The organism is Streptomyces sp. SYP-A7185, from assembly GCF_046103685.1.
GTDB lineage: Bacteria > Actinomycetota > Actinomycetes > Streptomycetales > Streptomycetaceae > Streptomyces.
In genome coordinates this window covers 5,847,637-5,870,684 of the sequence record NZ_CP122310.1, presented here as the reverse complement: position 1 = coordinate 5,870,684, position 23,048 = coordinate 5,847,637, and the positions used below count along the sequence as shown (strand labels likewise).

Annotated in this window: 20 protein-coding genes; 8 read left to right on the top strand and 12 right to left on the bottom strand. The window is 71.5% G+C overall.

The features are described from left to right. Positions 1-210: 210 nt before the first annotated feature. The 5 genes from QBL25_RS25860 to QBL25_RS25840 form a co-directional block, all read right to left on the bottom strand. Positions 211-3,558, bottom strand: coding sequence for a S8 family peptidase (locus QBL25_RS25860; protein ID WP_409059353.1), 3,348 nt, complete (start codon positions 3,556-3,558; stop codon positions 211-213). Positions 3,559-3,668: 110 nt separating this feature from the next. Beyond that, positions 3,669-4,352, bottom strand: coding sequence for an ABC transporter ATP-binding protein (locus tag QBL25_RS25855; protein ID WP_409059352.1), 684 nt, complete (start codon positions 4,350-4,352; stop codon positions 3,669-3,671). Between the two features lie 59 nt (positions 4,353-4,411). After that, a complete protein-coding gene (locus QBL25_RS25850) occupies positions 4,412-5,902 on the bottom strand; it encodes an ABC transporter permease (protein WP_409059351.1) in 1,491 nt (496 codons plus the stop codon). 141 nt (positions 5,903-6,043) lie between these two features. Next, the gene (locus QBL25_RS25845) at positions 6,044-7,306 is read right to left on the bottom strand and encodes an Ig-like domain-containing protein (protein ID WP_409059350.1); all 1,263 of its coding nucleotides are present in this window, start codon (positions 7,304-7,306) and stop codon (positions 6,044-6,046) included. 251 nt (positions 7,307-7,557) lie between these two features. Continuing rightward, positions 7,558-7,935 carry a hypothetical protein gene (locus QBL25_RS25840; protein WP_409059349.1) on the bottom strand — a complete coding sequence of 126 codons (378 nt, stop codon included), beginning with the start codon at positions 7,933-7,935 and terminating at the stop codon, positions 7,558-7,560. A gap of 110 nt (positions 7,936-8,045) precedes the next feature. Between QBL25_RS25840 and QBL25_RS25835 the strand changes: the two genes are divergently transcribed. Both QBL25_RS25835 and QBL25_RS25830 read left to right on the top strand, forming a co-directional pair. After that, positions 8,046-8,402 (top strand): hypothetical protein, encoded by a 357-nt coding sequence (locus QBL25_RS25835; protein ID WP_409059348.1) that lies wholly within the window; start codon positions 8,046-8,048, stop codon positions 8,400-8,402. A 145-nt stretch (positions 8,403-8,547) separates the two neighbouring features. Continuing rightward, entirely contained in the window at positions 8,548-9,327 is a 780-nt protein-coding gene (locus tag QBL25_RS25830) for a PepSY domain-containing protein (RefSeq protein WP_409059347.1), read from the top strand. Positions 9,328-9,422: 95 nt separating this feature from the next. Here the strand turns inward: QBL25_RS25830 and hutH are convergent, their stop codons facing one another. From hutH to QBL25_RS25805, 5 genes are all read right to left on the bottom strand, one after another. After that, on the bottom strand, positions 9,423-10,961 hold the full coding sequence (gene hutH, locus QBL25_RS25825; protein ID WP_409062778.1) for a histidine ammonia-lyase: 1,539 nt from the start codon (positions 10,959-10,961) through the stop codon (positions 9,423-9,425). 98 nt (positions 10,962-11,059) lie between these two features. Then, positions 11,060-12,247 carry a diguanylate cyclase domain-containing protein gene (locus tag QBL25_RS25820; RefSeq protein ID WP_409059346.1) on the bottom strand — a complete coding sequence of 396 codons (1,188 nt, stop codon included), beginning with the start codon at positions 12,245-12,247 and terminating at the stop codon, positions 11,060-11,062. A gap of 73 nt (positions 12,248-12,320) precedes the next feature. Continuing rightward, complete coding sequence (locus tag QBL25_RS25815) at positions 12,321-13,118, bottom strand: enoyl-CoA hydratase/isomerase family protein (RefSeq protein WP_409059345.1); 798 nt, start codon at positions 13,116-13,118, stop codon at positions 12,321-12,323. A 122-nt stretch (positions 13,119-13,240) separates the two neighbouring features. Then, positions 13,241-14,413, bottom strand: coding sequence for an adenylate/guanylate cyclase domain-containing protein (locus QBL25_RS25810; RefSeq protein WP_409059344.1), 1,173 nt, complete (start codon positions 14,411-14,413; stop codon positions 13,241-13,243). Between the two features lie 245 nt (positions 14,414-14,658). Beyond that, a complete protein-coding gene (locus tag QBL25_RS25805; RefSeq protein ID WP_409059343.1) occupies positions 14,659-15,606 on the bottom strand; it encodes a biotin--[acetyl-CoA-carboxylase] ligase in 948 nt (315 codons plus the stop codon). 138 nt (positions 15,607-15,744) lie between these two features. Here QBL25_RS25805 and QBL25_RS25800 point away from each other — a divergent pair, with 138 nt between their 5' ends. The 4 genes from QBL25_RS25800 to QBL25_RS25785 all read left to right on the top strand — a co-directional run bounded on the left by QBL25_RS25800 (position 15,745) and on the right by QBL25_RS25785 (position 18,533). Then, a complete protein-coding gene (locus tag QBL25_RS25800; RefSeq protein WP_409059342.1) occupies positions 15,745-17,403 on the top strand; it encodes an acyl-CoA carboxylase subunit beta in 1,659 nt (552 codons plus the stop codon). A 35-nt stretch (positions 17,404-17,438) separates the two neighbouring features. Next, the gene (locus QBL25_RS25795; RefSeq protein WP_344523511.1) at positions 17,439-17,645 is read left to right on the top strand and encodes an acyl-CoA carboxylase subunit epsilon; all 207 of its coding nucleotides are present in this window, start codon (positions 17,439-17,441) and stop codon (positions 17,643-17,645) included. 116 nt (positions 17,646-17,761) lie between these two features. Beyond that, positions 17,762-17,890: a morphogenic membrane protein MmpB gene (gene mmpB / locus QBL25_RS25790; protein WP_383284338.1), complete on the top strand. Its 129-nt coding sequence runs from the start codon at positions 17,762-17,764 to the stop codon at positions 17,888-17,890. 34 nt (positions 17,891-17,924) lie between these two features. Further along, on the top strand, positions 17,925-18,533 hold the full coding sequence (locus QBL25_RS25785; RefSeq protein ID WP_409059341.1) for a nucleoside triphosphate pyrophosphatase: 609 nt from the start codon (positions 17,925-17,927) through the stop codon (positions 18,531-18,533). Between the two features lie 36 nt (positions 18,534-18,569). On the opposite strand, the gene QBL25_RS25780 is transcribed toward QBL25_RS25785, so the two are convergent. Beyond that, complete coding sequence (locus tag QBL25_RS25780; RefSeq protein WP_409059340.1) at positions 18,570-19,046, bottom strand: hypothetical protein; 477 nt, start codon at positions 19,044-19,046, stop codon at positions 18,570-18,572. 349 nt (positions 19,047-19,395) lie between these two features. On the opposite strand from QBL25_RS25780, the gene QBL25_RS25775 reads away from it, so the two are divergent. Together QBL25_RS25775 and QBL25_RS25770 are read left to right on the top strand one after the other, a co-directional pair. Continuing rightward, positions 19,396-21,168, top strand: coding sequence for an acetyl/propionyl/methylcrotonyl-CoA carboxylase subunit alpha (locus QBL25_RS25775; protein WP_409059339.1), 1,773 nt, complete (start codon positions 19,396-19,398; stop codon positions 21,166-21,168). Positions 21,169-21,334: 166 nt separating this feature from the next. After that, positions 21,335-21,979, top strand: a complete 645-nt coding sequence (locus QBL25_RS25770) for a TetR/AcrR family transcriptional regulator (protein ID WP_409059338.1) — start codon at positions 21,335-21,337, stop codon at positions 21,977-21,979. Here the strand turns inward: QBL25_RS25770 and QBL25_RS25765 are convergent. Next, positions 21,965-22,942: a DeoR/GlpR family DNA-binding transcription regulator gene (locus QBL25_RS25765; protein ID WP_409059337.1), complete on the bottom strand. Its 978-nt coding sequence runs from the start codon at positions 22,940-22,942 to the stop codon at positions 21,965-21,967. The genes QBL25_RS25770 and QBL25_RS25765 overlap by 15 nt on opposite strands. Positions 22,943-23,048: the final 106 nt, after the last annotated feature.

Here is a 23,048-nt window from a genome sequence, read left to right as displayed (position 1 = left end):
GTGCCGGCACGCGTGAGCACTGTCTCCGACAACTCCCCGCGTGGGGAGGCCGGTTCGCTGTACGCGTAGGAGGCGCGGCCGCTCGGGGCGGCCGGCCCGGCGCGCGGACACCGCGTGACGCGCCGCGGCGCCGAGGGACGCCGCCGACTCGTGGTCGGCGGCTCCTCCGGCGCCGCGGCTTTCCGTCCGTTCAGCGCGTCGTGCGGCTGCTCACTTGCCGTAGTACGCGTTGTAGATCGACAGCGTGGACTTGTTGCCCTTCTTGTCCGTGATCTTGGCGTGGAAGGAGATCCCCTTGCCCGCGGCCGGGTTCTTGACCTTGATCTTGCCGCCGCTGACGGTGACCTTCTTCCAGGTCTGGCCGTAGTCGTACGACACGTACGCGGCGAGGGACTTCAGGTTCGAGCCGGCGGCCGCGCCCTGGACCGTCACCGGCACGGACTGGGTCGCGCCCGCCTTGGCCTTGCTGCTCAGGTCGGTCGCCGCGGCGAACCGCGCGGTGGAGACCGGCAGCTTGGCGCCGTCGGCCTTCTTCGAGCGGAACGTCCAGCTCGCGTCGATGCGCGTGGAGGCCGCGGCCACCTTGACGCTGCGCTTCACGGACGTCGTCAGCTTGTACGCGGCCTCGGCCGCGGGGACCTTGAACGAGGCGCCACCGGCCACCGGGTCCTCGTTCTCGCCGATCTTGGTGGAGCCCTTGTAGAGGGTCGTCTTCACCGACGTGTAGAGCGAGGAGCCCGCGTGCGTCTTGCCGTCGGCGAACAGCGGCAGGGAGCCGATGATCTCGTTGCCCTGGCGGAAGACGCCGTACTCGCCGCCGACGCGCGGGCCGAAGACGGCCGTGTTGAAGGTCTTCTCGTAGCTCTTGCCCGCCGCGAACTTCTGCGCCGCGCCCAGTGAGTAGCCCGCGTCGATCTGCGGCCAGCCCTCGTCGTCGACCCCGAACTGCTGCTCGAAGGTCATGCCCCACTTCACGGCGCCCGCCGTGGACAGGTACAGCGTGCGGCTGCTCGGCAGGGCCTGCGGGACGCTGATCGCGGAGCCGCCGGAGCTGCCGGGGAGGTAGCCGAAGGCGGTGATCGTGCCCTTCTTGTCCTTGGCCGCCGCGCCCATGTCCACCGTGACCGTGGCGAGCTCGGACGCCTTGTAGTGCTTGGTGTAGCCGGTCGCGACCTGCTTGACGCCGCCGCCGGCCACGGTGTCGTACTCGGCGTCGTCACCCTTGGTCCAGTGACCGCTCCACTGCTGGTGCAGCGAGCCGTCGGTGACCTGCGGCCCCAGGTGCGCGGACCGGAAGTTGGTGTACCCGCCGTCGAGGAACCAGCCGAAGGAGTAGCTGCCGTAGGCCAGGTCGACCGTGTAGTCGGGAGCGGCGAAGTAGGGCTTGGCGTCCGCCGACGGAACGGTGATGTCGACCGGCTTCGTCGTGCGCGCGTCCAGCGTCACCGTCGTGTCCTTGGTGATGCTCAGCTTCGGCTGGGCGATCCAGTCGGCGCCCTTGGTGAAGTCGGTCGGGTCGGCGTACATGCCGCTGTTCAGCAGGTAGCCGCCCTTGGGGACACGGAGCTTGACCGTGCCGGACGCGTCGAACGGGTCGAAGGACTTCCGGGCGGCGAGCCCCGAGACGCCCTCCAGGTCGGTGTCGTAGTACTTCGGGGCCTGCCCGTCGCGCCCGACGTGCTTCAGCGTCAGCTCGTACGACTCGATCTCGCGCTCGACCGCGGCCGCCGTGCGCACGGACTGCCCGCCGCCGGTCGCCACGACGTACGCCGAGTACGCGCCGTCGACCGTGCCGCCCAGCTTGGTGTCGATGGTCAGGTCGACCGCGGCGGTGCCGCCCGCGGGGACCTGCACCGTCTTGGCGCCGAGCGTGAAGAAGCCCGCGGGGGCCGGGGCGCCCTTGGGGTTCGTGCCCGCCACGGTGAGGTCGAGCGTGACGTCGTCCTTGCCGAGGTTCTTGTACGTCACCTTCTTCGTGGCCGGCTTGTCGTCGGTGTGCGGCCACTGCTGGGTCTCGAAGGTGAGGGAGACCGGCTCGGCGACGACCGTCTGCTTGATGGCCTTGTCGACGGCGATGCGTCCCGAACCCTGCTGGAACGGCGTGTACGCGCCGCCCTTGGTGGACGCGGTGAGCGCGCCCTTGAGCTCGGCGTACTTCCAGTCCGGGTGCTGCTGCTTCAGGAGGGCCGCGGCGCCCGCCACGTGCGGGGTGGCCATCGACGTGCCGGAGATCGTCAGATAGCCCTCGGGCCGCTGGCCGACCTCCTGCTCGATGACGCTGCCCGGCGCCGCGGCGGCGGTGATGTCCACGCCGGGGGCCGTCACGTCGGGCTTGATGGCGCCGTCGCCGACGCGCGGGCCCTGGCTGGAGAAGTCGGCGAGCTTGTCGGCGTCGTCGACCGCGCCGACCGTGAGGGCCGCGTCCGCGCTGCCCGGGGAGCCGACGCTGCCGGGCTCTCCGTCGTTGCCCGCCGCGATCGCGAAGAGGATGCCCTTCTCCGCGGAGAGCTTGTCCACCTGGGCTTCGAGCGGGTCGACGCCGGGGGTGTCGCCGCCGCCCAGGCTCAGGTTCACGATGTCGGCGCCCTGTTCGGCCGCCCACTCCATGCCCGCGAGGATCCCGGAGTCGTCGCCGTAGCCGGTGTCGTCGAGAACCTTGCCGTTCAGGAGCTTGGCGCCGGGCGCCACGCCCTTGAACTTGCCGCCCGACTTCGCGCCGGTGCCGGCCGCGATGGACGCGACGTGGGTGCCGTGGCCGTAGCGGTCCTTGGCGTCCGCCGCGCGCGTGAAGTTCTTCTCGCCGACGACCTGGTCCTTGAGGTCGGCGTGCGTGGCGTCGACGCCGGTGTCCAGGACGGCGACCTTGACGCCCTTGCCGTCGAACCCGGCCGCCCAGGCCTTGTCGGCGCCGATCTGCTTGACGCTCTTGTCCAGCCGCGCCTTGCGGACGCCGTCCAGCCACACGCGGCTGACGCCGGACGCCGTGGCGCCGCCCTTCTCCGCGATCAGCGCGGACCACAGGTCGCCGGCGTCCCGCTTCGGGGTGGTGATGGCGTCGGCGTTGAGGGACTTCAGGGTCCTGCGGACCGTGGTGTCCCCCGCGGCGCGCACATCGGCCCTGGCCCCTGCCGCGGCGCCCCGGTAGCCGACGATCAGCTTGAGGCCCTTCTGCTGGGCCCTGCGGTTGTCCTTCTTGCTGAGCTCGGTGATGTCGAAGAGCCGCTGGTCGAGCTTGCCGTCGGCTATCAGACGCCGGGCGTCGGCCGGGATCGCGAGCGTGTGCCCGCCCACGCGCTTGGTCAGGACGGGTATCTTCTCCCGCCCCTCGGCCCGCTCGAAGCCGACGACTCGGCCCTTGGAGTCGGCGGTGACGCGGTCACCGGTGATGAGGGTGATGCGGTGCGTGGCCGCTCCGGCGCCCTGGAGGCCGCCCCCCGACGACGCGGCGGGCACCGGCGCGTCCGGCGACTGCTTCGCCGCCGACGCCGGGCTGGTCATGCCCGCGGCAAGGGCCACGGCCGCCGCTGTGGCGATCGTGGCCCCATAGGCTCTCTTCACTTTTCTGCGCAAGTCTCCCCCTGGAGGTCAAGGGGCTCCCGCCCCTGAGCGAGGAAGTATCGCCCAAGGTCGAACATTTGCTCAATAGTGCGGCAGGAGTGAAGAGTTGCTCACTGAGGGGTTCGCTCGGTGACCTTGATGCGGCCGCGCCGGATCGTCGCCAGGCGGGGTGCCTTGCGGGCGATGGCGCTGTCGTGGGTGACCATCACGAACGTCAGGCCGTGCTCCGTCCAGAGCCCTTCGAGCAGGTCCATGATCTCGTCGCGCATGGACTCGTCGAGGTTGCCGGTCGGCTCGTCGGCAAGGAGTACCTTCGGCCGCTTGACCAGGGCGCGGGCGATGGCCACGCGCTGCTGCTGGCCGCCGGACAGCTCGGCGGGCAGATGGCTGCGGCGTTCGCCGAGGCCCACGGACGCCAGTGCGTCGGCGGCGCGTTCACGGCGGTCGGCGGCGCCGAGCCCCAGCGGGACGAGCGCCGTCTCGACGTTCTCCTGGGCGCTGAGCGTGGGGATCAGGTTGAAGGACTGGAAGACGAAGCCGATGGACTCGGCGCGCACCTTGGTCAGGCGCGCCTCGGGCAGCGCGGCCAGGTCGACGCCGTCGAGCTCGACGCTGCCGGACGTCGGCCGGTCGAGTCCGCCGAGCATCTGGAGGAGCGTGGACTTGCCGCCGCCCGTGGGCCCCTGGATGACGAGCCGGTCACCGTCGCCGATGGCCAGGTCGACCCCGGCGAGCGCGTCGACGGTCTCCTTGCCCCTGCGGTACTGCTTGGTGACGTCCTTGAGCTGGTACATGGTGTGACTCCTGCGATACGTGAGGGGGTGGGCGGCTCGGGCGGGGTCGCTGGAGCCGCCTACTCGACGCGGCGCAGGGCGTCCGCCGGCCGCAGCCGCGAGGCGCGCCAGCCGCCGAAGGCGCCCGCGACGAGACCACCGGCCACGGCGAGGCCGACGGCGAGCGCGATGGTGGTGGCGCTGACCGGAGCGGTGAGGGAGATGTCCAGGGCCTTGGCCGCGGACTCACGCATCGCGCCGCCCGGACCGCCGCCGGGGCCGCCGCCCATGAGGCCACCGGACTGCCCGCCCGCCGAGCCGAGTTCCGCCGTCAGGGTGGGGCTGACCGCCGTGACCGCGTACGCGCCGCCGAGGCCGACGACTATGCCGAGCACACCGCCCACCAGGCCGTTGACGACCGCCTCGCCGACGACCTGCCGGGTGACACGGCCGCTCTTCCAGCCGAGGGCCTTCAGGGTGCCGAACTCCCGTACGCGCCGGCTGACCGCGGACGACGTGAGGAGGCCCGCGACCAGGAAGGCGGCGACGAGCACGGCCACGGACAGCCAGGTGCCGACGCTGGAGGCGAGGTCGGAGGCGGTGGAGAGGGAGCCCGAGACGGTGTCGGCGAGGTCGGCGGAGGTGGTCACGGTCGTCCCGGAGACGTTCTTCTGGATGGCGCTCTTGACGTCGTCGATCCGCTGCGAGTCCGCGGCCTTGACGTACACCGTGGTGATCTTGTTCTTCGCGTCGGCGAGGGTCTGCGCGCGCTCGAGCGGCAGATAGAGGTTGGCCGCGGCGTCCCCGCTGTCGGGGGTCGCGATGCCCACGACCTCGATCTTGGTGCCGGAGATCGTGACGGTGTCCCCGACGGCGAGCTTCTTCTCCTTGGCGTACGAGGCGTCGGCGACGGCCACCTTGGCGTCGGACTCCGACCCCGTGAACGTACGCCCCTTGCTGATCTTCGAGGACGTCAGCGGACCGAGGCCGAGCTTGCCGACGTCCGTGCCGTAGACGCTGTAGGAGTCGACGTCGAAGTCGGCGCCTCCGCCGCGCACCCGGCCCTGCTGCTGCCCGCCGTCACCGCCGCTCCCGGGCGGCTGCGCCTTGCCGGTGGCTTCGGGCGCCTGCTCGAACTCGCCGCGCTCGAACCGGCCGTCGACCTTCATGACCTGGAGGCTCAGACCGCCGACGGCGTCCGCGACCCCGCTCTGCCCGCCGACCTCGGCGACGGTGGCCGAGGACAGCGTCTGGAAGCCCTGCACCATGACGCGGTCGCTGCTCTGCTCCTCGCTGCCGCCGCCGTCACCGGGGGCCTTGGCGTCGAACTTGAAGCGCGGGCGGCCGCTCTGCCCGCTCCCCTCCTTCGGGGGCGTCGCCGCCTTGGTGACGGTCATGTCCGTGCCGAGCCCGTAGAGCGACTCCAGGACCTTGCCCTGCGCCTGCTTCATGCCGGACGACACGGAGCTGACGACGATGACCAGCGCGATGCCGAGCGCGAGACCGGAGGCCACGACGAGGGCCGCTTTTCTGCGGCGGCGCAGCTCGCGCCTCAGGTAGGTGAAGAACATGTGCGTGAAGCTAAGTACGCGCCGTGATGAACGGATAAGGGCGGCATAAGAGAACCATGAGAAGCCCGAACGGCGGTGGCCCGCACCCCCCGTGGGGGGTGCGGGCCACCGCCGTTCGCTCCGGTGCGTCCCTGAGAGTCCTCAGACGGCCGAACCGGCCTTCCACTGCGCCCAGTCCATGACCCAGCCGTTGAAGCCGTTGTCGGGCTGGACCGTCTTGTCGCCGGTGTTCCGGACGTCCACGACGTCACCGACCATCGAGTTCTCGTAGAACCAGGCACCCGGGGTGCTCTTGTCGTTCGCGCCCTTGGCGTCTTCCAGGCCGACACAGCCGTGGCTGGTGTTGGCGCCGCCGAAGATGGACTTCGCGCCCCAGTAGTTGCCGTGGATGAACGTGCCCGAGTTCGACAGACGCATGGCGTGCGGCACGTCCTTGATGTCGTACTCGCCCTTGCCGTCGTCGTCCGTGAAGCCGACCGTCGCGCCGTTCATCCGGGTCTCCTTGAACTTCTCGGAGATCACCATCTTGCCGTTGTACGTCTTGTTCTCCGGGGAGCCCGCGGAGATCGGGATGGTCTTGACGACCTTGCCGTCCCGCATGACCTTCATCTGCTTCGTCTTGGCGTCGACGACGGAGACCTGGTTACGGCCGATCTTGAACTGGACCGTCTTCTCCTGGACGCCGGTGACGCCGTCCGCGCCCTCGACGCCGTCCAGGGACAGCTTCAGGGTGACCGTGGAGTTGCCCTGCCAGTAGTCCTGGGGGCGGAAGTCGATGCGGTTGTTGCCGAACCAGTGGCCGACGACCTCCTGGCCGCTGCTGGACGACACCTTGATGTTGGACTGGACGTCCTTCTTGTTGGTGATCGCCTTGTCGAAGTTGATCGACACCGGCATGCCCACGCCGACCGTGGACCCGTCCTCGGGCGTGAAGTTCCCGATGAAGCTGTTGGCCGGCGAGACCGTCGTGAACTTCGAGTTCTCGTGCGCCTTGCGGCCCTCGGAGTCCTTGGCGGTGGCGGAGATCTTGTACGTGGTCGCGCGCTCCAGCTGGCCGGTGGGCTTCCAGCTCTTCTTGTCGGCAGCTATCTGCCCCTCGACCGCGGTCCCCTCGGCCGACGTCATGGTGACGTCCGTCAGGGAACCCTTGCTCACCTTGACCACGGCAGCGCTGTTGATGCCCGCGTTGTCGGAGCCGTCCTTCGGCGCGATCTTGATGTCCGCGTCGGACGTCTTCTTGGCGGCTGCTTCGTCGACCTGGTTCTGCGACTCCTTGCCGCCGCCGGCACTGTTCTTGTCGCCGTCGTCGCTGCTGCAGGCCGAGAGCACCAGGACGCCGCCGACCAGAGCGGAAACGGCCGCAAGACCCTTGCGACGTCCGCGCTGCCGCCTACTGTCCGTCATCACACGCTTCTCCATCGTTGCCGAAATCCCCAACACGCCATGAACGTCGAGAGTCCCCGTAGTCCCGCATAACGTCCTGCCCGGTTCATCCCGTTCCACTTCTGCGGAAGATGTGGGGAACACCACGTCCCGCGATGTACCGGTGACACCCGTGCACCACTGAGACGACGGAACCCCGGGCGGCGGTTGCCGTCCGGGGCTACGGGTTCCGTTTTTTCCGTCCGGCAGACGTACTACTTTCCGTCCACCGCCTACAACCCCCGGCTACCGGCGCCGCCCCCGACGACAGCCTCTCCGGCCGCGTCATCCTCGTCGTCGTCATCATCCTCGTCGGGGTCCCAGTCCGGCGAATCGGGGTCGTAGTCGATCTGCTCGCTGCTCCAGGAGGCCTGCGCGAGCTCCACCCCGGGCACCTCGCTGACCAGGTCGAAGGGATCCACCAGATAGGCGAGTGCCTCGGCGTCGTCCTCCTTGACGGCCGCCTCGGCGTGCTGCCGCTCCTCGGCGGGCATGTGCTCGTCCTCCGCGATCCGGCGCAGGGCGGAGGACGCCAGTTCGCCGGAGTCGTCGACCTCGACCACCAATTCGACGCGGAGGCGTACAAAACGTGATGTCTCTGATGTGCTCATGCGTCGGAGCGTACGACCCATGACCCCCGCGACTTTCCCGCGACCCGCGCCTTTCATTACCATCGCCCCACACGGCCAATTCGCCAGCACCACAAGGGGGATCCGATTCCGTGTCCGCACGTCGATCGTTGCTCACCGCCACTGCCGCAGGGGCCCTCCTCGGGGGCCTGTGGTTCGTTCCCTCCGCGAATGCGTCGGCGACCTTCAGATCTCCCGAGGCCCCCGAGGCCCCCCGGGTGGTCCACACCGAACAGCACCGCGCGACGCTGAACTCGAAGGACACCGCAGACAGCGCAGCTGCCGCAGCCACCGCCACCAGCGCCTCCGCCACGCAGGACCGCCTCGCCGACACCGGCGCCGGCGTGGACACGACGCCCTATCTGATCGGCGGAACGGCGTTCCTGGGCCTCGGCGCGGGCTTCGTCGCGTACTCGGTGCGCCGCGAACGTCAGGGTCCCGCTTACTAACGTCAGGGTCCCGCTTACTGAGGGGCGCTCGCCGCGGGCCGCGCGCCCGGACGCCGGGGGCCCGCCCCCGTACGCGCCGGGCACTCGGGTGACCCGGCCGCGCGGCACCGCGGCCTGATCCGGGGCGAGGGCTAGGCATGCGGGTATGAGATTCGAGCCCCGGAACAAGAAGCCCGGCACCCTCCGCTCCCGCCACCTGCGCCTCGTCGGCGCCCTGTGCGCCGTCGCGGCGTCGGCGGCGCTGGTGACGGGCTGCGGGTCGGACGGCGGCACCTCGTCCGCCGGCGACGCCACCTCGGAAGCGGCGAAGTCCGTTCCGCGGGAGGCGCCCTCGGAGAGCCCCACGGGCGGCGCGTCCCTCACGCAGGACCAGCAGGAGCGCAAGGCGCTGCTCGCCGCCACCAAGGTCACCTGGGACAAGGCCGCCGCCACCGCGGTGGACAAGGTCCCGGGCGGCAAGCTGACCGACCTCGATCTGGAGGGCGCGGACGACGGCGACGACGGCGACGACGACGATGACGACGCCGCGAGCCAGAGCCCCGGCTCCAGCCCGAGCCCGAGCGGCAGCGCGGGGGCCCCGCAGTGGGTCGCCGAGGTCGCCGAGAAGGACGGCACCGTGCACGACGTCCGCGTCGACGCGGTCTCGGGCAAGGTGATCAGCTCCGCGCCCGACGGCGACCAAGAGGCCGACGACAAGAAGGAGACGGCCGACCGCCTCGCCCGCGTCGAGCAGTCGCCGGAGCAGGCCGCGAAGGCCGCGACCGACAAGAAGAAGGGCACGGTCACGTCGATCGGCCTGGACGACGACGACAGCGACAAGCTGGTCTGGTCCGTGGACGTCGTCACCAAGGACTGGAACAAGACCGACTTCGAGATCGACGCGGTCAAGGGCGACATCACGCACGAGCACGTCGACCGCGACTGACGCGCCGTCACCACGTGTGCGGGGCCGCCGTCAGCAAGCCCGAGGGGCGCCGTCACGGGTGACGGCGCCCCTCGTCGGCGTACGGGATGCCGGGGTCAGGCCAGCGGGCCCGTGATCGGCTCGACCGCGGCGAGCAGCGCGCCGGAGCGCACGAACGCGTCGGCCGCCGCCAGGTCCGGTGCGAGGAAACGATCCGGCCCCGGGCCCTGGACGCCGGCCTTGCGGATCGCCTCGATGACCGCACGGGTCGCCGGGGCGGGCACGAGGCCCTCGCGGAGTTCGACCGCGCGCGTCGCCGCGTACAGCTCGATCGCGACGATGCGGGTCAGGTTGTCGACCGCCGTGCGCAGCTTGCGGGCCGCGGACCAGCCCATCGAGACGTGGTCCTCCTGCATCGCCGAGGACGGGATCGAGTCGGCGGACGCCGGGACGGCCAGCCGCTTCATCTCGCTGACGAGCGCCGCCTGCGTGTACTGGGCGATCATCAGGCCCGAGTCCACGCCCGCGTCGTCCGCGAGGAACGGCGGCAGGCCGTGCGAGCGGTTCTTGTCGAGCAGCCGGTCCGTGCGGCGCTCGGCGATGGAGCCGAGGTCCGCCGCGGCGATCGCGAGGAAGTCCAGGACGTACGCGACCGGGGCCCCGTGGAAGTTGCCGTTCGACTCGACGCGGCCGTCGGGCAGGACGACCGGGTTGTCGACGGCGGCGGCGAGCTCGCGCTCGGCGACCGTGCGGGCGTGGGCGACGGTGTCCCGGCCCGCGCCGGCGACCTGGGGCGCGCAGCGCACCGAGTACGCGTCCTGCACGCGCGGCGCGTCGTCCTGGTGGTGGCCGGTGAGGCCCGAACCGGCGAGGACCGCGAGCATGTTGGCGGCGGAGGCGCCCTGGCCCGGGTGGGGCCGGATGGCGTGCAGCTCGGGGGCGAGGACCTTGGCGGTGCCGAGGAGCGCTTCGAGGGTCAGGGCCGCGGTGACGTCCGCGGACTTGTAGAGGGCGTCGAGGTCGGCGAGGGCCATGACCAGCATGCCGAGCATGCCGTCGGTGCCGTTCAGGAGGGCGAGGCCCTCCTTCTCGCGCAGCTCGACCGGCGTGATGCCGTGCGCGGCGAGCAGCTCGCCGGCCGGCTTCAGCTCGCCGTCCGGGCCTTCCGCGTCCCCTTCGCCCATGAGCGCGAGGGCGCAGTGGCTGAGCGGCGCGAGGTCGCCGGAGCAGCCGAGGGAGCCGTACTCGTGCACGACGGGCGTGATGCCCGCGTTGAGCACGTCGGCCATGGTCTGGGCGACCTCGGGGCGTACGCCGGTACGGCCGGAGCAGACCGTCTTCAGGCGCAGGAACATCAGGGCGCGCACGACCTCGCGCTCGACGCGCGGGCCCATGCCGGCCGCGTGCGAGCGGACGATGTTGCGCTGGAGCTGGGCGCGCAGGTCCGGCCCGATGTGCCGGGTGGCGAGGGCGCCGAAGCCGGTCGAGACGCCGTAGACGGGCTCGGGCTTGGCCGCGAGGGCGTCGACGATCTCCCGCGCTGCGGCGAGGGCGGTGACGGCGTCGGCCGACAGCTCGATGCGGGCGTTGCCGCGTGCGACGGCGACGACGTCCGCCGCGGTTGTCCCGGACGTCCCCAGGACCACGGTGTGCATATCCATATTCAGCAGAGTACGGATTGAATCGCCGAGTGTCACGGTCGGATCCGGGGTTGGCCACTTACTCCCCTCGCGTCCCCTGGGCCCGGGATTCCTCAGCGCGTCCCCCGCCCGTCCTCCCGGGTGGGGTGCGGGTCTGGTCCCCGGCCCCGGAAGTGGCGCCTTTCGCCTGCCGGGGGCGCGTCCGCCGAGTTGGCGAGGCGCACCACCGGGTCGTCCGCGCCCTCGCGGCCCGCGACCACCGGCTTCGGCGCTCGCGCCGCCTTCGCGCGGTACTGGGCCGCGTCCGCGAGGCGGAACAGGCGGCGGGCCGAGCGGACCTCGCCGATCGGGTCCTGCGTGGAGGCGACCCCGCACGCGACCCCGTCCCCCAGCTCCAACTCGGCGGCCCGTACGCACAGTTCGTCCGCGACCCGCACCACCTCGTCGGCGGAAGGACCCACGGAGAGCAGGCAGAACTCGTCCCCGCCCAGCCGCGCGGCCAGCGTCCCCGGCAGCATCGCCCCGCACAGCGAGAGCACCGAACCGAAGCGTTCGAGGAGGCGGTCGCCGACCGCGTGGCCCCGGGTGTCGTTGACCCACTTGAGCCCGTTCACGTCGCACACCACCAGGCTCACCACCGTCCCGTCCGCCCGGTGGCGCTCCACCGCCTCCTCCAGGCGCAGATCGACCGCGCGCCGGTTGGCAAGACCCGTCAGGGCGTCGGTGAAGGCGAGCCTGCGGGCCTCCTCCAGGCGTTCGGTCTGCGCGATGCCCGCCGCGACGACCGAGGCGAGCACCGTCGCGAAGTCCGCGTCCGCACGGCCGAAGGGCGGCGCCCCCACCGGCCGCGCCACGTACAGCTCGCCCCACGCCCGCCCGTGCAGCACGATCGGCGCGACCACGCAGCAGCCGCGCCCGCGCCTGCGCAGGGCGGCGACCCGCTGGTGGCAGTAGCCGGGGGCGGTGGCCTCCGAGGGGCCCCGGGACGTCTCGACCCAGGCGTGCGGCTCACCGCCGCCCGCCCACCGCTCGTGCAGGAACTCGGTGATCTCCGGGAACTCGTTCACGGGGTACGCCTCGCGCTCCGGGAACTCTTTCTCCCCCTCGGCCCGTTCGCCCACGTTCACGAGCACCCTCAGCCGCCCGAGGTCGCGCTCCCAGACGGACAGGGCCGCGAAACTCCCGGACAGCGCACGGCACGCGCCGCGCGCTGCCGCCCGCCAGGACTCACGCGGAGTGTGCGCGGCGGCCATCCCCTGCGCCAGCACGACCACGGCCCGCAGCCGGACATCCTCTCCCATCTCCCTAGGCTAGGAGATTTACGACAATTTGGGCGTTTGGAACATTACACAGCGTGTGGGGCGGGCGCCGGCTTCACTCCCCGGGCCACTGCGGCGTGCGCTTCTCGTTGAACGCCGCCACCCCCTCGGCCCGGTCGCCGGAGAAGGCCACCGAGCGCCAGGCCGCGTCCTCGACCTCCAGACCGGCCCGCAGGTCAAGGCCGTGCCCGAGCCGCAGGGCCCGCTTGGCGGCGCGCAGCCCCACCGGGGAGTTCGCGGCGATCCGCCCGGCGAGCGCGAGCGCCTCCGTACGGTCCTCGCCCTCGCCCACGAGCTGGTCCACGAGGCCCAACTCCCGCGCCTCGCCCGCCTCGAGGCGCCGCGCGGTGAAGATCAGCTCGGCGGCCCGCGCGGCCCCCACGCGGCGCGGAAGCAGCTGCGTGCCGCCGCCGCCCGGGATCACGCCGACCGACACCTCGGGGAGGCCGACCACGGCGGTCGGGTCGGCGACGATGAGATCGCAGGCGAGCGCGAGCTCGAAGCCGCCGCCGAGCGCGAAGCCGTGCACGGCCGCGACGGTCGGCATGGGCAGCTCCAGTACGCCGGTGTAGGCGGCCCGCGCGGTGGGGCGCTGGCGCACCAACTCGGCGTCGGTGAAGGAATTGCGCTCCTTCAGGTCCGCCCCGACGCAGAAGGCCCGCTCATGGGTGGAGGTGAGGACCACGACCCGGGCGTCGCGGTCATCGGCGAGGGCCGCGCAGGCCGCGCCGATGGAGCGGGCCATGTCCGTGGACACGGCGTTCATGGCCTTGGGCCGGTCGAGTACGAGCTCGGCGACGTAGGCATGCCGCCTGACACCGACGAATTCCCCGAACCGCTGCTCGCCACCCATTGCATTCCTCCACGTCCGGTTAACGCTCGTTACCGCATTGCAGGAGGATCATGTCATCGCGGCACGGCGCCGGGAGGGGCGTGCCGGAAAATTCCGTGCCGCGCACGGGATGCGGGCAGGGCTCAGCCGCGGCGGGCGAGCAGCCAGGGCTCCACGACGCCAAGGCCGCGCACGGGCCGCTGCCACATCGGCTGGAGGGCGAAGCGGTAGGAAGGCGGCTCGGTGCCCTCCTTCTCGGCCAGCTCGGCCGCTTCCGCCGCCTCGGTCTCCGAGGCGGGGGCGTCACCGGTCCGCGTCAGCTCCTCGGCGAGCGCGCCGTCCACCAGGACGGCGTCCCGCGGCGCTATCGACGTGAGGCGGCTCGCGAGGTTCACCGTGGTGCCGAAGACGTCGCCCATCCGGGTCGTGACCGTGCCGAAGGCGATGCCGACGCGCAGCTCGGGCATCGTCTCGTCGTTCGCCATGGTCTCGATGAGCCGCAGCGCGATCTCCGCGGCGACACCGGCGTTGTCGGCGGCGTACAGGACTTCGTCGCCCAGCGTCTTGATGAGCCGGCCGCCGTGCGCGGCCACGAGGTCGGCGGCCGTGGTCTCGAAGGCCTCGACGAGTTCGCCGAGCTCCTCCTCCTCCATGCGCCGGGTCAGCCGCGTGAAGCCGACGAGGTCGGCGAACCCGACGGCGAGGCGCCGGTCGACCATTTCCTCGTCGTCCGCGGCCTGGACGACGCGGCCGGTGGCGGCGGCGAGCTGGCGCCGCCAGACATAGACGAGGAACTCCTCCAGCTCGGGAAGGAGCAGCTCTATCAGCGGATACGTGACTTCGGTCCGCGTCATGCCCGGCTCGGGCGGCTCCGTCAGGCCCTCCAGGAAGGAGTCGATCTGCCATTCGGCCAGGCGGGCGGTGGTCTGCCCGGTGGACCGGGCCACCTGCACCGCCATGGCCTCGCTGAGCAGGCCCGCCTCGACCAGGCCGGCGAGGCGGCGCAGGGCGAGCACGTCCGCCTCGGTCAGGGCCTTGGCCTGGCCCACGTCGGGGAAGCCCATGGCCCGCCAGAAGCGGGAGGCGAGCTCCATGGAGACGCCGGCGCTGCGGGCCGCCTGGAACGGGGTGTAGCGGCGGTCGGCGCCGAGGATCAGCCCTTCGAGGCGCAGCGCGAGGGGGTCCTTGTCCGGGTCTCCCGGTTTCTCGTCCCCGGAGTCCATCGAGTCGAACGCGTGGCTGACGGAGCCAGCTGTTCGCCCGGGCTCACCGTCGGGCGATGCACCCGTGCCGGAGCCCGTGTCGTCGACGGTCACGCCTGCTGCCCTTCCGATCTGCCGCGGTCAGGTATCGACCGGCGCCAACTTTACGGCAGGTGTGCCGCAGCTCACGCCTTTCCCGGCGGGGCGCCTCGGACTGTGGGTATCCCGAAGCCACCTCGTCGAACACCCACCCGCCCATTTGCCCCGCAACCTCACCTGAACGAACACCCTCCCCCACGCAATCCCCCGTCCTCGAACCACCCCTGCCACCCGTCGCCCGCCCGCACTCCCGCGCACCCCTACGCGCCCCGCAAATGCACCACGTCCCCCGCCCCCACGGGCTCCTGCACCCCTTCCCCCGTGGCCAGCACCAGGCGGCCGTCCGCGTCCACCGCCACCGCTTCCCCCGTGATCGAGCGGTCGCCCGGGAGTTGCGCGCGGACCTTGCGGCCCAGCGTCGCGCAGCCCGCCGCGTACGTCTCCTGGAGGCGGGAGGCCGCGGGGTCGCCCTCGGCGGTGCGCCAGTCCCCGTACCACTGCTCCAGGGACCGCAGCACGGCCCGCAGCACCGTGTCCCGGTCCGTCGTCGCCGCCCCGGCCAGCGCGAGGGACCCGGCCCCCGGCACCGGCAGCTCGATCGCGCGCAGGGTGACGTTGATGCCGATGCCGACGACCACGCCCCCGCCGTCGGCGGACCCCGCCCGCTCGGCGAGGATCCCGCCGGCCTTGCGCTCCTCGCCCGCCACCGTCACGAGCAGGTCGTTGGGCCACTTGAGGGCCGTGTCCACCCCGGCGGCGCGCGAGAGGCCCGTGGCGACGGCGACCCCGGTCAGGAGCGGCAGCCACCCCCAGCGCTCGACCGGGACCGCGGCCCCCGGCTTCAGGAGCACGGAGAAGAAGAGGCCGGAGCGCGGCGGCGCCGACCAGCGGCGGTCCAGGCGCCCGCGCCCCGAGCTCTGCTCCTCGGCGACCAGGACCGCGCCCTCGGGCAGCTCGTCCGCGCGGGCGGCCAGATCCGTGTTGGTCGAGCCCGTCGCGGGCACCACCTCCAGAGAGGTCCACAGCCCCCCGTCGCGGACCAGCGCCCGCCGCAGCGCGGCGGCGTTCAGCGGCGGCCGGTCGAGATCGGACCAGCGCCCGCCGCCGGGAGAGCCGGAGGGCGCGCCGGAAGAGGTGCCGGAGGGGTCGCCCGAAGGCGTACCGGAAGGAGTGTCCGAGGAGTCGTCTGAAGCATCTCGCGGCGTCATGCAAGCCACCTTAGGTGTGGTAAACGCCGCACTGCCGATCCGTAGGCACGCCGATACCCTACGAGTCAGTAGCAAGCGAGTCACCAGCAGCCGCAAGCCGCCAGTCGCCCCTTTGAGCAGGCAGGGAGCCGCATCCCTATGTCCGAGCCGGAAGAGCCCAACGTGCCCGTGCCCAGCGCCGCAAGCGATACCCCCACCACCCCCGACACGGGCGACGCGGGGATCGACATCCATACGACTGCGGGAAAACTCGCCGATCTCCGGCGCCGCATCGAGGAGGCCAAGCACGCCGGTTCGGCTCGCGCGGTCGAGAAGCAGCACGCCAAGGGGAAGTTGACGGCGCGTGAGCGCATCGAGCTGCTCCTGGACGAGAGCTCCTTCGTCGAGTTCGACGAGTTCGCCCAGCACCGCTCCACCGACTTCGGCCTGGAGGCCAACCGCCCGTACGGCGACGGGGTCGTGACCGGTTACGGCACCGTCGACGGCCGCCCGGTGGCCGTCTTCTCCCAGGACTTCACCGTCTTCGGCGGCGCCCTCGGCGAGGTCTTCGGCCAGAAGATCGTGAAGGTCATGGACTTCGCCCTGAAGACCGGATGTCCGGTCATCGGGATCAACGACTCCGGCGGCGCCCGCATCCAGGAGGGCGTCATGGCCCTGGGGATGTACGGGGAGATCTTCCGCAGGAACACCCACGCCTCCGGTGTGATCCCGCAGATCAGCCTGGTCGTCGGCCCGTGCGCGGGCGGCGCCGTCTACTCCCCCGCGATCACCGACTTCACGGTGATGGTCGACCAGACCTCGCACATGTTCATCACCGGGCCCGACGTCATCAAGACGGTCACCGGCGAGGACGTCGGCTTCGAGGAGCTGGGCGGTGCCCGCACCCACAACAGCACCTCGGGCGTCGCGCACCACATGGCGGGCGACGAGAAGGACGCGATCGAGTACGTCAAGTCCCTTCTCTCCTACCTGCCGTCGAACAACCTCAGCGAGCCGCCCGCCTTCCCCGAGGAGGCGGACCTGGAGCTGACGGACGAGGACCGCGAGCTCGACACCCTCATCCCGGACAGCGCCAACCAGCCGTACGACATGCACACGGTGATCGAACACGTCCTGGACGACGCCGAGTTCTTCGAGACGCAGCCGCTGTTCGCGCCGAACATCCTCACCGGCTTCGGCCGGATCGAGGGCCGCCCGGTGGGCATCGTCGCCAACCAGCCGACGCAGTTCGCCGGCTGCCTGAACATCGACGCATCGGAGAAGGGCGCCCGCTTCGTGCGCACCTGCGACGCGTTCAACGTCCCGGTCATCACCTTCGTCGACGTGCCGGGCTTCCTGCCGGGCGTCGAGCAGGAGCACACGGGCATCATCCGCCGCGGCGCGAAGCTGATCTACGCGTACGCCGAGGCGACGGTCCCGCTGATCACCGTCATCACCCGCAAGGCGTTCGGCGGCGCGTACGACGTCATGGGCTCCAAGCACCTGGGCGCCGACCTCAACCTCGCCTGGCCGACCGCGCAGATCGCGGTGATGGGCGCGCAGGGCGCGGTCAACATCCTGCACCGCAAGACCATCGCGGCGGCCGAGGCCTCCGGCGACGTGGAGGCCACCCGCGCCCGCCTGATCCAGGAGTACGAGGACCGCCTCCTCAACCCGTACACGGCCGCCGAGCGCGGTTACATCGACGCGGTGGTCATGCCGTCGGAGACCCGCTCCCACCTGGTGCGCGGCCTGCGTCAGCTGCGCACGAAGCGGGAATCCCTGCCCCCGAAGAAGCACGGCAACATCCCCCTCTAGACCGTGCCCCAGCGAGGAGAGCGAGGAGAGCGTTCATGATCAAGGTCGTACGGGGCAATCCGACCCCTGAGGAGCTCGCCGCCGCGCTCGCGGTGGTCCAGGCGCGCGCCGCGGCGGTCGCGAACCAGCCGTCCGGCGCGCCCGCGGTGCTCGACGCCTGGGCGGACCCCGCGCGCGTGGCCCGCGACCGGCTGCCCGCGCCGGGACCGACGTCGTGGGGCCGCACCTACTGGCCCGGGTGAGACTGATGGGCCCTGATGAGCCCTGACGGGGCCCACTGCGAATGAGTGGCATGGGCCGGGGCGCCTGAGTACGCGTACTCAGGCGCCCCGCGCCCGCCGCGCGCAGTATCGGACTCATGCTGTGGTCCGACCCTGAGAACAACCCGCCCAAGGACATGCGGGACATGCAGGCGAAGATGCGCCGTGCCGGTCTCGTCCTCGCCCTGGCCATGGTCGTGGCGATGTTCGTCCTGGGCCTGCACTGAGGATTCGCCCGCCGGGGCTCGCTACGCTGACCGCATGAGTGATCAGCCCCGCCGTCTCGTCCTCGCCTCCCAGTCCCCCGCCCGGCTCGGCCTCCTGCGCCAGGCCGGTCTCGCCCCCGACGTGATCGTCAGCGGGGTCGACGAGGACGCGATCTCCGCACCGACCCCCGCCGAACTCGCCCTCGCGTTGGCCAAGGCCAAGGCGTCGGTCGTCTCGGCGCGCCCGGACGCCAAGGGCGCCCTGGTGGTGGGCTGCGACTCGGTGCTCGAACTGGACGGCGAGGCGCTGGGCAAGCCCGCCGACGCCGAGGAGGCCACCGCCCGCTGGAAGGCCATGCGCGGGCGCGCGGGCGTCCTCCAGACCGGGCACTGCGTGTACGACACCGCGAGCGGCCGCCACGTGGCGGCGGTGGCCTCGACCGTCGTGCGCTTCGGCGATCCCTCGGACGAGGAGATCGCCGCGTACGTGGCCAGCGGCGAACCGCTGCACGTGGCGGGCGCGTTCACCCTCGACGGCCGCTCGGCGCCCTTCGTCGACTCCATCGAGGGCGACCACGGCAACGTCATCGGGCTCTCGCTGCCGCTGCTGCGCCGCCTTTTGTCCGAATTGGGCGTGGGCATCACGGAGTTGTGGGCGAAGTAGGCCCCGCCGGCACCCGGACGCGGGGCCCGCGAGGGCTCAGGCGGGCTGTGGGGCGCCGTTCTCCGGCGCGCCGCCGCCCGCTGCCCCGTCGCTCCCGCGAGCCGCGTCGGCGCCCTCCACGGGCTTCTTGTCGTACGCCACGAGCGTCAGGACGATCAGGCCGAGCACGACCATCATGAAGACGAAGGCGGGCCAGCCCACCAGGCCGACGGAGAACGCCCCGAGCAGCGCGTGCACCACGGCGGCGCTGATCAGGAGCAGCCGGCCGATGCGGCCCGGCGCGCGGTCGCGGATCGCCGAGCGCAGCATGACGACGGCGCACAGCGCGAGGTAGAGGCCGAAGAGGCCGCCCGCGATCCACGTCGACACGGACATCGCGTGCGGGTCGAGGCCGGCGAGCGACATGTCCTGGTTGCTGACGACGAGTCCGAGGAACCAGTTGAGCCACGCGATGCCCACCGCCTCCACCAGGAGCACGATCGCGCCCACCCAGGCAACCGGTCTACGCGCCACGGCGCCCACCCTCTTCCGCTGTTACCGCCAGTACGTGCCAGACATCGTGAACGCTACTAACGGGTAAACCGGGGGACAAGGGCTCGGCCCAAGGCAAAGAATCATTGGGCCATTCGTAGGGACTCGACAAAGAATGCCGCCTCGCCGCAGCGCGCTCTCACAGAGACCTTGACCACATCGGCGCGTTAGTCTGCCCGCAAGGGACCCTGCACACCGTGGTGCGACAAGGGATTTCGCGGACGGGCAGGCCCCGGATCACGCTCCGTGTGGGCAAGCTCACCATTGGGGACGGGTCGAAAGGTCGTGTCGGCAGTCCCTAAACTCGGCTTGTTTCAAGGAGGGAGCCATCGTGCGCAAGGTGCTCATCGCCAACCGTGGCGAAATCGCTGTCCGCGTTGCTCGGGCATGCCGGGATGCAGGGATCGCGAGCGTAGCCGTCTACGCAGATCCTGACCGGGACGCTCTGCATGTACGTGCGGCAGATGAGGCGTTCGCGCTGGGCGGTGACACTCCGGCCACCAGCTACCTGGACATTTCCAAGGTTCTGGCAGCGGCCAAGGACGCGGGGGCGGACGCGGTCCACCCCGGTTACGGCTTCCTTTCGGAGAACGCCGACTTCGCGCAGGCCGTCCTGGACGCGGGCCTGATCTGGATCGGCCCGCCGCCGCAAGCCATCCGCGACCTGGGCGACAAGGTCGCCGCCCGGCACATCGCGCAGCGCGCGGGTGCCCCGCTGGTCGCCGGTACGCCGGACCCGGTCAGCGGTTCCGACGAGGTCGTGGCGTTCGCCGAGGAGAACGGCCTGCCGATCGCGATCAAGGCCGCCTTCGGTGGCGGCGGACGCGGCCTGAAGGTCGCCCGGACCCTCGAAGAGGTGCCGGAGCTGTACGACTCCGCGGTGCGCGAGGCCGTCGCGGCCTTCGGCCGCGGCGAGTGCTTCGTGGAGCGCTACCTCGACAAGCCGCGGCACGTGGAGACCCAGTGCCTGGCCGACCAGCACGGCAACGTGGTGGTCGTGTCGACCCGTGACTGCTCGCTCCAGCGCCGCCACCAGAAGCTCGTGGAGGAGGCGCCCGCGCCGTTCCTGAGCGAGGCGCAGAACGCCGAGCTGTACGCGGCGTCCAAGGCGATCCTGAAGGAAGCCGGCTACGTCGGCGCCGGCACCGTCGAGTTCCTCGTCGGCATGGACGGCACGATCTCCTTCCTGGAGGTCAACACCCGTCTCCAGGTGGAGCACCCGGTCACCGAAGAGGTCACCGGCATCGACCTGGTCCGCGAGATGTTCCGCATCGCCGACGGCGAGGAACTGGGGTACGGCGACCCGGAGATGCGCGGTCACTCCTTCGAGTTCCGCATCAACGGCGAGGACCCGGGCCGCGGCTTCCTGCCCGCCCCCGGCACCGTGACCGTGTTCGAGCCGCCGTCGGGTCCGGGCGTGCGCCTGGACGCGGGCGTGGAGTCCGGCAGCGTCATCGGCCCGGCGTGGGACTCGCTCCTCGCCAAGCTGATCGTGACCGGCGCGACGCGCCAGCAGGCCCTCCAGCGGGCCGCACGCGCCCTGGACGAGTTCACCGTGGAGGGCATGGCCACGGCCATCCCGTTCCACCGCACGGTGGTCAGGGACACGGCCTTCGCCCCCGAACTGACCGGCTCCGCCGACCCGTTCACGGTCCACACCCGGTGGATCGAGACCGAGTTCGTCAACGAGATCCCGGCGTTCGCCGCGGCGGCCGACACCGAGACGGACGAAGAGCCGGGCCGCGAGACGGTGGTCGTCGAGGTCGGCGGCAAGCGTCTTGAGGTCTCGCTCCCCTCCTCGCTGGGCATGACCATCGCCCGCACCGCGGCGGCGGGCGGCGCCCGCCCCAAGCGGCGCGCGGCGAAGAAGTCCGGCCCGGCGGCCTCCGGTGACACCCTCGCCTCCCCGATGCAGGGCACGATCGTCAAGATCGCCGTCGAGGAGGGCCAGGAGGTGCAGGAGGGCGACCTGATCGTCGTCCTGGAGGCCATGAAGATGGAACAGCCCCTGAACGCCCACCGGTCGGGAACGATCAAGGGCCTCACGGCGGAGGTGGGCGCGAGCCTGACCTCCGGCGCGGTCATCTGCGAGATCAAGGACTGACCCTGCCGCTTGTCGCGTGACCGCCGGGCGGGCTGGGGACTCTCCAGCCCGCCCGGCGTGCGAGGACGGGAGCGGCGGAGCCGGTGATCGGCGGTATGCGGGCTTCGGGCAGACTTGAGGCACGCGTAGGCACGCGTACGTTCGGGTCGGGTCAGGGAGGCACGCCATGGCAGAGGCAGTGAGCCCGCAGGAGCGCCACCGCTCGAAGAGAGCGGATGCGCGCCGCAACTACGACCGGCTCCTGGCGGAAGCCCGTGCCGCCTTCGCGGAGCACGGCACGGACGCCTCCCTGGAGGACATCGCCCGGCACGCGAACGTGGGCATCGGCACCCTCTACCGCCACTTCCCCAACCGGCACGCCCTGATGAGCGCCGTCTTCGAAGAGGCGGTGAGCGACCTCCTGGACCGCTCCCGCGCGCTGCTCCAGGATCCGCAGCCCTGTTCGGCCCTCGTGACGTGGCTGCGCGCCATCATCACTCATGCGGGTGAGTACCGCGGGCTCTCCCGCGCCCTCATGTCGGCGTCGCACGACGACAGTTCGGCACTCTCCCGATGCAGCCGGCCCATGCGTGAGGCGGGCACGGCCCTGCTCGTACGAGCACAGCGGGCCGGTGCCGTACGCCCCGGTGTGTCGATCGGCGATCTGATGCAGCTGACCAACGCGATCGCGCTGGCCGCCGAAGAGACCCCGGAGGAGCCGGAGTTGGCCGACCGTCTCCTGATGCTGACCCTGCGCGGCCTGAAGGCCGAGGGGTCGGCGCCCGATGAGCCCGGCGAACCGGGCCCGACGGCCGGCTCAGCGGCGGCGTAGATCCGCCACCCGCGCGGCCCGCTCCCCGGGCTGCTGCTCCCCGAGCACCGCACTGCGCAGCTGCGCCCCGGGACTCTGCCCGTGACCGCCGTGGTTACGGCGCTGACCCGGCAGTGGCACGTCCCGGCGCGGCTGCCGCGCCGGGACGGGATCCACCCCTGGTCCGGAGCCCGCGCCCGCGCTCCCGCCCGCGACGGCGATCTGCACGCCCTGGTCCGCCAGGGCTTGCAGTTCGGTCGCCGCACGGTCGTCGTGCGGGGGCGGCTCGTCCGTGACCAGGCGGGTGATGACGTCCGTCGGCACCGTCTGGAACATCGTGTCGGTGCCCAGCTTGGTGTGGTCGGCGAGGACCACGACCTCGGCGGCGGCCTGGACTAGCGCGCGGTCCACGCTCGCCGAGAGCATGTTGGACGTGGAGAGCCCGCGCTCGGCGGTCAGACCACTGCCCGACAGGAAGGCGCGCGAGACCCGCAGGCCTTGCAGGGACTGTTCGGCCCCGCTGCCCACGAGCGCGTAGTTGGAACCGCGCAGGGTGCCGCCGGTCATGACGACCTCGACGCGGTTGGCATGGGCCAAGGCCTGTGCCACCAGGAGGGAGTTGGTGACGACGGTCAGACCGGGTACCCGCGCGAGCCGTCGGGCCAGCTCCTGCGTGGTCGTACCCGCTCCGACGACGATGGCTTCGCCTTCTTCGACGAGTCCCGCCGCGAGATCGGCGATGGCCGTCTTCTCGGCGGTCGCGAGATGTGATTTCTGCGGAAAGCCGGACTCCCGCGTGAATCCGCCCGGCAATACCGCACCGCCATGTCTGCGGTCGAGGAGTCCTTCTGCCTCCAGCGCGCGCACGTCCCGCCGTACGGTCACTTCTGAGGTCTGGACGACGCGGGCGAGCTCCCGGAGCGATACAGCTCCGTTGGCCCGCACCATTTCGAGGATCAATTGGCGACGTTCTGCAGCGAACACGAAACTGACAGTAACCCCAACGACCGTCTGCTTTCAGCAGTTTGCGCCGAATTACAGAAGTTGTTCGCACGACAGGGTGGGAAGTGGTATAGGCGCCTACTCGCCC